General features: G+C 71.3%; 9 protein-coding genes. 4 read left to right on the top strand and 5 right to left on the bottom strand.

Annotated elements, in window-relative coordinates; genetic code table 11:
• Positions 1 to 62: 62 nt before the first annotated feature.
• On the top strand, positions 63 to 1,073 hold the full coding sequence (locus OG589_RS44895) for a hypothetical protein (protein WP_405145051.1): 1,011 nt from the start codon (positions 63 to 65) through the stop codon (positions 1,071 to 1,073).
• Positions 1,074 to 1,166: 93 nt separating this feature from the next.
• Here the strand turns inward: OG589_RS44895 and OG589_RS44900 are convergent, their stop codons facing one another.
• Genes OG589_RS44900 through OG589_RS44910 form a run of 3 tightly spaced genes read right to left on the bottom strand, consistent with a single transcriptional unit; the run spans position 1,167 to position 5,397 of the window.
• The gene (locus tag OG589_RS44900) at positions 1,167 to 2,330 is read right to left on the bottom strand and encodes a cysteine desulfurase family protein (protein ID WP_405145052.1); all 1,164 of its coding nucleotides are present in this window, start codon (positions 2,328 to 2,330) and stop codon (positions 1,167 to 1,169) included.
• A gap of 46 nt (positions 2,331 to 2,376) precedes the next feature.
• Positions 2,377 to 3,291, bottom strand: coding sequence for a hypothetical protein (locus OG589_RS44905; RefSeq protein ID WP_405145053.1), 915 nt, complete (start codon positions 3,289 to 3,291; stop codon positions 2,377 to 2,379).
• Between the two features lie 54 nt (positions 3,292 to 3,345).
• A complete protein-coding gene (locus OG589_RS44910) occupies positions 3,346 to 5,397 on the bottom strand; it encodes a condensation domain-containing protein (RefSeq protein WP_405145054.1) in 2,052 nt (683 codons plus the stop codon).
• 366 nt (positions 5,398 to 5,763) lie between these two features.
• Here OG589_RS44910 and OG589_RS44915 point away from each other — a divergent pair, with 366 nt between their 5' ends.
• From OG589_RS44915 to OG589_RS44925, 3 genes are read left to right on the top strand one after another with little or no spacing between them, the layout of a single operon-like run.
• Positions 5,764 to 5,967, top strand: coding sequence for a phosphopantetheine-binding protein (locus OG589_RS44915; protein ID WP_405145055.1), 204 nt, complete (start codon positions 5,764 to 5,766; stop codon positions 5,965 to 5,967).
• A gap of 22 nt (positions 5,968 to 5,989) precedes the next feature.
• Positions 5,990 to 7,537 carry an acyl-CoA ligase (AMP-forming), exosortase A system-associated gene (locus OG589_RS44920; RefSeq protein ID WP_405145056.1) on the top strand — a complete coding sequence of 516 codons (1,548 nt, stop codon included), beginning with the start codon at positions 5,990 to 5,992 and terminating at the stop codon, positions 7,535 to 7,537.
• Complete coding sequence (locus tag OG589_RS44925; RefSeq protein ID WP_405145057.1) at positions 7,537 to 8,760, top strand: pyridoxal-dependent decarboxylase, exosortase A system-associated; 1,224 nt, start codon at positions 7,537 to 7,539, stop codon at positions 8,758 to 8,760. The genes OG589_RS44920 and OG589_RS44925 overlap by 1 nt, the downstream gene beginning before the upstream one ends.
• Before the next feature lie 37 nt (positions 8,761 to 8,797).
• On the opposite strand, the gene OG589_RS44930 is transcribed toward OG589_RS44925, so the two are convergent.
• Together OG589_RS44930 and OG589_RS44935 are read right to left on the bottom strand one after the other, a co-directional pair.
• The gene (locus tag OG589_RS44930) at positions 8,798 to 10,174 is read right to left on the bottom strand and encodes a condensation domain-containing protein (RefSeq protein ID WP_405145058.1); all 1,377 of its coding nucleotides are present in this window, start codon (positions 10,172 to 10,174) and stop codon (positions 8,798 to 8,800) included.
• Positions 10,120 to 11,157 (bottom strand): hypothetical protein, encoded by a 1,038-nt coding sequence (locus OG589_RS44935; protein WP_405145059.1) that lies wholly within the window; start codon positions 11,155 to 11,157, stop codon positions 10,120 to 10,122. The genes OG589_RS44930 and OG589_RS44935 overlap by 55 nt, the downstream gene beginning before the upstream one ends.
• Positions 11,158 to 11,498: the final 341 nt, after the last annotated feature.

The following is an 11,498-nucleotide window of genomic DNA, read 5'->3' on the forward strand; positions in this document are numbered from 1 at the left end:
TCACCGGCCGTTCCAGGAAGGGCGGGTCTCGATGAAGGTGACAAGACAATGAGGGGGAGTTCATGAAGACGATGGCCACATTATTCGCCGGCGCGGCACCGGTCGGCGCCGACCATGTCAGGGACGTGTACCGCTATGCCGCGCGCAAGGGCTCGATCGAGGCCCTTGAGGTGGCGGCGGCGGATCTCGGCATCGGGATCCACGAGATGCGGGAGGCGGTGGACCACCTCGTCGCCAGCCGCCTGCTCAGGACGGAGGACAACGCCGTGGGCCGGCGGTACGTGCCGGTCGATCCCGAGGTCGCGACCGCTTCGCTGGTCTCCTCCGTCGAGCGCGAGATGTACCAGCGCCGCGAGCTGATCGACCAGATCCGCGAGCGCATCGACGTCTTCCGGCAGGACGACGCCGGTACGGGCGGCCAGAGCTCGGGGTCCACCTCCATCGAGTACCTCGTGGGGACCATGGAGGTCAGGGGCTTCCTCAAGATGGCGGGCGACGCCTGCCGCGACGAGGTGCTCATCCTGCAGTCGAGCAAGAGCGACGCCGAGGAGCTCTCGCTGGCCTACCTGCCGCTGCTCGGGCGGGGCATCACCGTGCGCATCATCTGCCAGCACAGGGACCGCGCGGACCTCTCCACCCGGATGAAGATCAAGAAGCTGACGGACGCGGGCGCCGCGGTGTGCACCACCAGCCACATCCCGAGGTCCGCCGTCGTCTTCGACCGGTCGCTGGTCGTCCTGTTCGGGCTGTCGGACGGGGAGACCAACGTCGCGCGGGTGCACAACCACGGGGTCGCGCAGTTCTTCCTGGACCTGTTCGACCACCTGTGGGACGGGGCGACACCCCTTGAGGGCGTCGAGTCCGGCTACGCCAACGTGGCCGACGACCTCCTCCAGGCCATCGCCGGGCTGATGGCCAAGGGGTACACCGACGAGATCGTCGCCCGCAAGCTCGGCATGTCGGTCCGCAGCTGCCGGCGTCACATCGCCACGCTGATGCGCGACCTCGACGCGACGAGCCGGTTCCAGGCGGGGGTCCAGGCGGCTCGCAGGTTCTCCGCGAACCTCACGTGATGGCGCCCGCGTCCGTCCGGCGCCGCCGGGTGTCATCGCGCGCGCCGCGTCCTGCCCGCGGGGGGCGCGCCGCGATGCCACCGGCGGCCAGGGTCATCGCGCGCCCTGCATCGCCACGACCACATCGGCCAGGCTCTCGGCCCGCTCGCAGACGAGCTCGATGCCGCGCACCAGCTCCTCCTCGTCCATGCCAGGGTCCAGGCAGACGCGGATGGAGCTGTTCGCGTCCTCGGGGGAGACACCGATCGCCGTCAGCACGGGCGAGGGCTCCTGGGACGCCGAGTTGCACGCCGACCCGGTGGACAGCGCCACCGAGTGCAGGCTCGCCACGAGGCTCTCGCCGCGCACTCCCGGCAGGACGAGGTTCAGGATGTGGGGCACCCCCGCGTGGGGACACCCGTTGACCCGCACCCCCGGAAGCCGGGCGGTGAGCAGTTCCAGCGCCGTGGCGCGCAGCCGCGTGGCGCGCTCCCAGTCGGCGTCGAGCCGGCGCAGCGCCAGCTCGCAGGCCTTCCCCAGGCCCACCACCAGGTGGGTGGGTATCGTCCCGCTGCGCAGTTCGTACTGGCCGCCGCCGTAGGTGGTCGGGTGCAGGCGCCGGCGGATCTCCGGCTTCACGTACAGGGCGCCGATGCCCTTCGGCCCGTGAATCTTGTGGGCCGAGATCGAGAGGGTGTCCATCGCCGCGCCCGCCACGCTGATCGGGACGCGGCCCGCGGCCTGGGCGCCGTCCACGTGCAGCAGGCACCCGGCGGCGTGGCTGAGCGCGGCCAGCTCCGCGACCGGCTGGATCGTGCCTATCTCACTGTTGACCCAGGCGACCGTCGCCACGCGCGAGTGGACGTCGAGGCGCTCGGCGAACCCCGCGAGATCGACCAGCCCGTCCGGGCGCACGTCCATCGTGCGGATGTCGATGCCCCGGTTGCCCAGCGCCCGGCCGATCGCCAGCGACGACTTGTGGTCGGTCGGGCAGAAGAGCGCGTTGACCGGCGCGCGGTCGGCGTGCCCGAACATGCCCAGCAGCGCGATGTTGTTGCTCTCGGTCGCGCCGGAGGTGAAGACGATGCTCTCGGGCGAGGCGCCGAGCAGCGCCGCCACCGAGTCGGTGGCGGAGTCCACGGCGCGGCGCGCCCGCTTGCCGAGCACGTGCGGCGACGACGGGTTGCCGAAGTCGTCCCGCAGGTAGGGCAGCATCGCGTCGAACACTTCGTCGTCCACGCGAGTCGTGGCGCAGTTGTCCAGATAGATGACCTTCATGTTCCCGTCCGTCACCGTCGGTGTTTCGCCTGCGCTGCCGCGCGCGTCAGCTGCGGAAGGTGCTGACCGTGACCAGCTTCGAGTAGATCTCGTCGGTCGACATCTCGCCGCTCCCGCCCGGGTCGGCGATGACCACGACCATGCCCGGCAGCCGGTAGAGGTTCAGCGCGATGTCCACCCCGGTCTGTACGGGCGCGAGGCACTCGCCCGGCGCGAAGATCACGAGGGTCCGGTAGCCGGCGCGGTGGACCTCCGAGATCATCTCGGTGATCTCGCCCGCGCATCCGGTGATGCCGCAGCTGATCAGCGTGCGGTAGTTGCCCTCCGCGTCGAGGAAGGCGACCTCGGTGTCCTTCTTGTCGGTGTCGTTCCTGGCCGAGTCGAGGACGCGCTTCTCCAGCAGCCCCTGCTTGACGAACTTGTCGGCGGCCTTCTGGAAGCGGTACTTCAGCCACGTCTCGGGGAACGACAGCGCGTGCTTGCGGCTCGGCAGGACGCACTCAGGCGAGAGGCCGGAGTTGCGCAGGACCTTCTCGTACTCGGCGGGCAGCCGGGTGAACTCCTCGAAGAACTCGGCCCGCAGCTCGCTCGCCGGACGGCCCGCCGTCGGCACGTACTGCCAGTCGTTGATCAGCAGGAGCAGGCGCACGTCGTCGCACGTCTCCGCGTAGGACGTGAGCAGGTCGACCGACAGCGTCCAGCTGTATCCGGGGAAGATCCCCACGCGGCCGGAGATCCTGCGCCGCATCGTGTCGGACTTCTGCTCCTCGATGACCCCGGGCACGAGCCGGCCGGTGGTCTCGTCCTCGAAGAGCATGAAGTGGCCGCCCATGACCACCAGCTTGTCCAGGTCGGCGGCCGACAGCTCACGGTCGATCACCTGGCGGAGCTCCTGCTCCGACCCGACGAGCTGGTGGGTCTTCACGACCTTGGCGGCACTGCCTGCGAGAGCGTCACTCATCTGAAACCACTCCGTCTTGCTCAAGTTCTGGGTACGGGTAGATGGTCCGGGTCCTCACCGCACGGTCTCCTCGGCGAGGGCGGGGGCCACCCGGTGCGCCTGTTCCGGCAGGCGCGTGACACGACCGCTCCGGTAGCGGGCCGGGGCGGGTCCGGAGGGCGTACGCTCGGCGCCGGCGCCCGGCGGGACCTCGGCGAGGTTCCGGGGTGGGAGTTCGGGCCCGGTCGCGGCGACCGGGGTCAGCCGGCCGGCCAGCGCGCGCAGCGGCCGGGCACTGGTGAGCTCGTGGACGGAGATCCCCACCCACCCGTGGTCCGCGAGGACGGCCAGCACCCGCGGGATCCGCAGGGCCCTTCCCCCGGCGCCGGTGTAGCTGTCGCACAGGTCGAGGTCGTCGAGACCGTTCACCTCGCGGACGACGGCCGCGAGGGTCTGCTCGGCCTCGCCCATGGGGGAGGCGGGCTCGGCGCCGCGCCCGTCTCCTTCCGCCTCCGGGGAGCCCGCCGCGACGCCTTCGGGGGCCTGGATCAGGAACCAGTCCGGGCAGCGCACCGGGTGGTGGTCGTAGAGATGGCCGAGGAAGTGCGCGCGGAGCCGCGCGGGGGTGACCGGCTGGTCGGCGACGACGTGCGCCACCAGCCGCCCCGTCCCGTCCGAGGACACCTCGGCGAGGCGGACGGCGGGATGGAGGGCGAGCACGGCCTCGATCCTTTCGAGGTCGACCAGGTCGTCCCCGGCGCCCGCCGTCCGTCCCCCGGCGGGCGGCGACGGCGGCGCGAAGCCGGCCAGCCGGGCGACCCCGCTGATCCGCAGGTCGGCCGACGGGTCGTCGTGCGCCTGGAACACGGCCTCGTAGCCCCGCAGGAACCGCTCCATCGCCTCGGCGTCCATCACCGAGGAGACGGCGTTCAGCGTGACGACGACGGCGTCGCGCCACTCGTCGATGCGGAAGTAGGTGTCCCCGCCGTGGAGCGCCCAGCCCGTGGGGGCCGGGGTCCAGGTGAACTTGGTGCGCCTTGCCTTGGAGTCGCGGGACGCCTGCTTGATGAAGTTCAGCTCCGACCCGATGCGCACGGCCCGCCCGCGCCGCGTGCTCTCGCGGGACACCAGCTCGACCACCTCGTCATAGGGGACGTACGAGTGGGCCTGCGCCCGCTCGAAGCGCTGCGCGACGCGCCGCAGCAGCTGCGAGAAGGTGGGGTCGTCGTGACAGTCGACCCGCAGCAGCAGGGGCGAGAACATGCAGGTCATCACGTCGGAGTACGTGCTGGACTCGCGGTTGCTGGTGAACGAGAGGTGGCCGGCCGTGCCGCTGCCGGTGTAGGCGGCCATCAGCATGTTGTACGCGGTCACGTGGACCAGCGACGGCCAGACCTGGTGCCGGGCGCCGATGCGGCGGCTGGCGTCCAGCATCGACGGCGAGGTGAGCGTGGCGCCGCGCGCCGTGGGCTCGGCGTCGGGCACGCGCCTGGCGCCGAACGTGTCGGCCGGCAGCTTCGAGATCTCCTCTCTCCAGAACGCCATGGCGCCTTCCGCCATGGCGGCGGCCGCGCGCGAGGACTCGTACCGGGTGAGATCCATCGGCTGGTGGCGCACCGGCTCCAGGGAGGCGGGCCGCCGGGAGCTGAACCCGGCGCACTGGACCTTGAGCTCGCGCTTGATCTGCCGGACGGTCCAGACGTCGACCGCCAGATGGTTGAGCACGAGGACGAGTTGCCGTGGAACGCCCGCCGTGGTGATGACGCACGCGCGGATGGGCCATTCCGTGGAAAGGTCGAATTCGGTGGTGGTGAGCTTTTCCACGACCTCGCCCGGCGCGGCCGTGCCATCCTTTTCCGTGGTCACGTGAATGACCGGAAGAGCGGCCGGAGAATGCACGCGCTGTTGCGGGTCGCCGCCGTCGAGGTGATATGTGGTGCGCAGTGCCTCGTGCCGGCGTGTCAGGTAGTTGACCGCCGCCCTGCAGTTCGCCACGGTGACGTCGTACGGCATCTCCAGGTGCAGGACGATGTGCGTCTCGTGTCGCTCCCGCGGCGGCAGCTGGTGGTACCTCAGCCACATGTAACGCTGGCCCCAGCAGAGATTGGCGTTCTTGGCAGCGGACAACTCAGCCTCCAACAGTCGGTCGCGACACCCACTCCGCACGATTGCGCCGTTCGCCGGCGGTGCGACTCACCGGTCGTCGGATCGACAGCGCTTCTCAGGATAGTTGAATGCGATTGAGAATTGGCGTTTCTGAAGGGCGTTACAACGACGGCGCGGTGGCATCTTCAGGAACGTGACAACCTGCCACCGGGCCGGTCCTTTCAGAATGCACGGCGGGCTTGACCGGGCCCGCGCATTCGGTGAGGGTGGGCGGGGGCGACATTTGTCCAGGTCGCCTGATGCGCTCGGCCCTCACTGTGAGGTGGCACGATGACCATGGTTGAAATAGAAATACCTCACGAGTTCCAGAATATCCTGCGGCCGCATTTGCCTTATGCGGATTCGGGGGACCTCTCGCCGTTCGACGACCTCGCGGGCCTCGGACTGGACTCGATGGGCGTCGTGCAGCTGCTGGTCGCCCTGGAGGACGGCTACGACATCGAGCTTCCCGACGACATCCTCGACGAGGAGACGTTCGCGACCGTCGGCTCGCTCTGGCGGGCGCTCTCCGTGCTGGTGGCGTCGAAATGAGAAGCAGGCGTGAGGATCGCGGATGCTGACCCGGGTCGATGATCTGCTGTGCTGCGGCGACGCCGATCGCCCGGCGCTGACCTTCAAGGACGAGACCCTCACCTACGGCGAGCTGGCCCGTCGCGTCGGCCTGGCCGCTGCCGGCCTCCGGCGCCTCGGGCTTCGCCGCGGCGAGCGGGTCGTCGTGTACCTCGAAAAGCGCGTGGAGACGGTGGTCGCGATGCTCGCCGTGTCCTCGGCGGGCGGGGTCCTCGTCCCGGTCAACCCGCTGTTCAGGCCGAGGCAGGTCGCGTACGTCGTCGCCGACTGCGACGCCCGCGTGGTGGTCACCACCTGGGAGCGTCACCGCACGCTGGGGGCCCGGATCGAGGCGGGCGAGTCGCCGCCGCACCTGGTGCTCATCGGCGACGGGGATGATCCGGGGCCCGGAGCCACCACGTGGGAACGGCTCTGCGCGGCCGGGGAGCCGGCGCACGGGGACGGCGACGGGGTGATCGACGCCGACGTCGCGGCCATCCTCTACACCTCCGGCAGCACCGGCTCGCCGAAGGGCGTCGTGCTGTCGCACCGCAACGTGCTGGCCGGCGCGGAGAGCGTCGCCGCCTACCTTCGGCACACGCGCGACGACGTGGTGCTCGCCGTACTCCCGCTGAGCTTCGACGCCGGGTTCAGCCAGCTCACGACGTCCTTCGTCGCCGGCGCGCACGTCGTGCTGGTCAACTACCTGACGCCCGCGGAGGTCGTGCGCCTGTGCGCCCGGCACGGCGTCACGGGCCTGACCTGCGTGCCGCCTCTGTGGCTCCAGCTCGCGACCAGGAAGTGGCCGCAGGAGGCCACCGGGCGCCTGCGGTACTTCGCCAACACCGGCGGGCGCATGCCCGGGGCCACCCTGGCCTGGCTGCGCGACACCTTCCCCGAGGCGAAGCCGTACCTGATGTACGGGCTGACCGAGGCGTTCCGCTCCACCTACCTCGACCCGGCCGAGGCCGGGCGCCGGCCCGACTCGATCGGGAAGGCGATCCCCAACGCGGAGGTCCTGGTGGTGCGGCCGGACGGCTCGGTCTGCGACCCCGGCGAGGAGGGCGAGATCGTGCATCGCGGCGCGCTCGTGTCGCTCGGCTACTGGAACGACCCCGAGCGCACCGCCGAGCGGTTCCGTCCGTACCCGCCGGGGGGCGGCGCCTCGCGCGCCGAGATCGCGGTGTGGTCGGGCGACGTCGCCTACCGCGACGAGGACGGCTTCCTGTACTTCGTCGGGCGCACCGACGACATGATCAAGACGTCGGGGTACCGGCTGAGCCCCACGGAGGTCGAGGAGGCGGCGTACGCCACCGGCCTGGTGTCGGAGGCGGTGGCCTTCGGCGTCCCCGACGAGGAACTCGGGCAGCACGTGGTGCTCGCGGTCACGGGACCGACGGGGGAGGCCTGCGACACCGGCACGCTGATGAAGGCGCTGGAACGCGACCTGCCGAGATACATGGTCCCCCGGCGCGTGGCGGTGTTCTCTCAGCTGCCGAGGTCGGGCAACGGCAAGTTCGACCGCGGCGAGCTGCGCCGGATGGTGCCGTGATGCCCGGCCGCTCGTCCGGATGGTCCGGAAGGCACGACGGCTCGCTGACCGTGGGCGGCATCCCCGTCGAGAGGCTGGCGGCCAGGGTGGGCGGCACGCCGTTCTTCGCCTACGACCGGGAGCTGATCGGCCGGCGGGTCGCCGCCGTGCGCGCCGCGCTGCCCGGCGAGATCGAGCTGAGCTACGCGGTGAAGGCCAACCCGATGCCTGCCCTGCTCCAGCACATGAGCGGCCTGGTCGACGGCTTCGACGTGGCGTCCGCGCTGGAGATGCGGCACGCGCTCGACACCCCCGTGCCCCCCGGCCGGGTCAGCTTCGCCGGACCCGGCAAGACCGTCGAGGAGCTGACCCAGGCGGTCGCGGCGGGCGTCACCGTCGAGCTGGAGTCCGAGCTGGAGATCGCCCGGGTGCGGGCGACGAGCAGGGCCCTCGGCGTCCCGGCCCGGGTCGCGCTGCGGGTCAACCCCGACTTCACGGTACGCGGCTCCGGGATGCGGCTCGGGGGAGGGCCGCAGCAGTTCGGCGTCGACTCCGAGCGGGTGCCCGAGGTGCTCGCGAGCCTGGCGGGCGCGGAGTTCGACTTCCAGGGGTTCCACGTGTTCGCCGGCTCGCAGAACCTGCACGCCGACAGCCTCTGCGAGGCGCAGCGCAGGACCGCCGAGCTCGTACTCGGGTTCGCGTGGGCCGCGCCCGGCCCGGTGCGGTACGTCAACCTCGGCGGCGGCTTCGGCATCCCGTACTCCCACAGGGACAGGCCGCTCGCCCTCGAACCGATCGGGGAGAACCTCGCCGAGCTGGTCGACCGGGTGATCCGCCCCCGCCTGCCCGAGGCGAGGATCGTCGTCGAGCTGGGGCGCTACCTGGTGGGCGAGGCCGGCGTCTACGTCACCCGCGTCGTCGACCGCAAGGTGTCGCGCGGCAAGACCTTCGTCGTCGTGGACGGGGGGCTGCACCACCAGCTCGCGGCGTCCGGCAACTTCGGCCAGGTCATCCGGCGCAACTACCCGATCGCGGTGGGGAACCGCATGGACGACCCCGCCGAGGAGACCGTGACCGTGGTCGGCTGCCTGTGCACCCCGCTCGACCTGCTCGGCGACGACGTGGCGCTGCCGATGCCCGAGGTGGGGGACCTCATCGTGCTGTTCCAGGCCGGCGCGTACGGCCTCACCGCGAGCCCCACCGCGTTCCTGAGCCACCCCACCCCAGCCGAGGTCCTCGTCTGACCGGAAAGGGCCCGGAACGGGCCCTTTCCGGGGTCCGCTAGCTCGGCGGTGTGGCGATCTCCTGGGGGAACAGTGACGGCGGGAGGTCCTCGCCGCGGATGCTCCAGAGATCCTTCAGGCTGCTCTCGGGGTTGGTCGCCGCGAGCTGCGCGCCGAACGCCAGGCCGCGCAGGATGTCGATCATCCCCTCGGCCGGGATGACGGTGGGGTCCGCCAGCAGCAGGACGCTGGTGCGGCCGCCCTGGACCGACACCCGCACGCGGAAGGGCTGCCCGTACTGCTGCGCCAGGGGCGTCCACAGCAGCTCGGCCGGAGCCTGGTCGGCCGGGTCCGAGGGATGGCGGTCGAGCTGCACGTAGTTGATCCAGCACCGGAACAGGTGGTTGACCCAGCAGTCGTGGGACGGGCCGTTGCCCTCCCGCGCCCCGACCTCGGCGGCGATCGCGGCCACGCGGTCGAAGTCGTAGCAGGAGTAGCGGTACGACCGGGCGCCCGCCCAGTGCAGGCGCTTGATGTGCTCGGCGAGCGAGGACGCGTGGTCCACGGTGGCGACGACCGGGATCAGCTGGTTCATCGTGCTGACGATGTCCTGGTGTTCCGGCGCGAACCGGTTCGAGGCCATCAGGCTGAGCGTGACCCGGTCCGTGCCGGTGTACCGCGCGAGGCCCGCGGCGATCAGGGCCGTCACCACCGACGGCGCGGTGACCCCGAGCCGCCTGGCGGCCTCGGAGGCGAGGCCGCCGAGCCGGCGCGAGTGCAGCGTCGCCTCCAGGCGGTTGCGCTTCACGCCCGCGGGCAACGTCGGGAGCCCGTCCATCAGCCCGTCGGCGAGCACGCGCCGCCAGTACCGCTCGGAGCTCTCCTGCCGCTCGCGCCACACCCCGCCGCTCCGCTGCCGCCGCGCGAGCTCGCGGGGCGCGGGCCCCATGCGCGCGGTGGCACGCGGGTCGGCCACCAGGGCCCGGAACTGGTCCTGCAGGTGGTGGATCGACCACACGTCGAGGATGAGGTGGGAGAACGACAGCGCGAGGAACACCGGGGCGCCGTCGGTGGTGACCAGCACCCCCCGCCAGCCCAGGGCGCCGGTCATCGGGAACCCGATGGCGGCCAGCTCGTCCTTGGCCTGTTCCGGGACCTCGCGGCTGGCGACCACGCGGTCGACACGCTCGATCGGCAACGTGACGGCCGGGTGGACGCGCTGCACCGGCTGCCCGTCCTGGACGTGGTAGGTCGTCTGCAGCGGTTCGTGCCGGTCGACCAGCAGCCGCAGCGCCGTCAGCACCCGGTCCAGCGGGAGGCCCCGCAGGTCCCACGCCGTCGGGAGGTTGGCGTCGCGCATCCAGTCCTGCGGGTACCTCTCTATCTCTCGCCAGCTGAAGAGCTGGCCGTAACTGAGGGGGGCGTCGACGGACATATCGTCTCCTCCGGAGCACTCGTCGGGGCACCCGCCGCGTCTCGCCGCCCCATCCACAGCACCACCGCGGCGGCGGCGGCCGTCATTTCCAGAAGCGTCACGAACGTGACGAGGGTCGCCGCGTCGGGGCGGGTCAGGGGCTGTCCCCGAAGCGCCTGCCAGGCGGCCACGGCGGCGACTCCCGCGTACGTGCCCGCGGCTATGCGGACCAGCCGTACGCGCACCCGCTCGGGGCGCAGCCAGGCCGTCCGGAGCGCCAGTGCGCCGAGCGCCACGGCGAGCAGCGGGATCGCCTGGAGGGCGTGGATCCCGAGGAAGTGGGCCACCCGCAGGTCGCCCCCGGACGTGCTCCAGCCGACGACGGGCAGGCCGGGCCCCCCGTCGGGCACTCCCACGCTGTGGGCGCCGGTGATGCCGTCGCCCACGCCTCTCCGCATGGAGTCCAGCGCAGGGGTGGACGTCGTCATGGAGAAGCCGAGCGCCATGCCGGCCAGCGACACGACCGTGCCGAGCCGGATCGCCGACGCCATCGCGAGGTCCTCGAACCGCTGCGTGACCAGCAGGACGGCGATGACCAGGTTGGCGACCCACAGGGTCACCACCATCGCGGTCATGCCGTTCCACACGAGGCGGTCCAGCGGGGTCTGGACGTTGAAGTGGCTCATCCGGCCGTGGAACGCCTGCACGGTGATCAGCACCAGCTCCCCGGCGACCATGGCCGCGATCACGGTGCCCAGCCACCGGCCCCACCGGCGGCCTCGCCGCAGGTGCGACAGCATCCAGGCGAGCGTCGCCGCGTACAGCGCGACGGAGACCGAGAACTTGAACGGCTTCAGCCAGATCGGCTCGCCGGTGAGCACCCGGTCGTCCACGAGCAGCCCGGCGAGCGCGACGACGCCGGCCACGCCGGACACCGCCACCGCGGCGAGCAATGGCCCGTGCGCGCGCATTCCGGATCGCCGGGGACGCTGGAGAACGCTCATTCGAGGGCCCCTCTCCTGAAGAGGCAGCTCTGCCGTCCATTACGGATCGCGCCGGCCGCAGTACGAATATCCGATCGCCTGTGGGGCGTTCATCCGAGGTCGGTGAATTGGGAGGCGAGGGCCGTTCCTTCGGGTGAACGCACGGATTGCCGGCCGGTGCCGTGTGGCGGGAATGGCCGTGGCGGCCACCCGTACCGGAACCCCGCGGTCCCCCTGAAACCCCAGCATCTTCACCGTGAACGCCCACGTCAAGTGCGAATAGCGGTCGAAGGCGATGGCAACTTGCTACTGGCAACAATGTGCCAACATGCGACCGTGGCCCAGGCCGGAGGGGTGCCATT

The sequence above is a fragment of the Sphaerisporangium sp. NBC_01403 genome, from assembly GCF_045040145.1.
Lineage (GTDB): Bacteria > Actinomycetota > Actinomycetes > Streptosporangiales > Streptosporangiaceae > Sphaerisporangium > Sphaerisporangium viridialbum.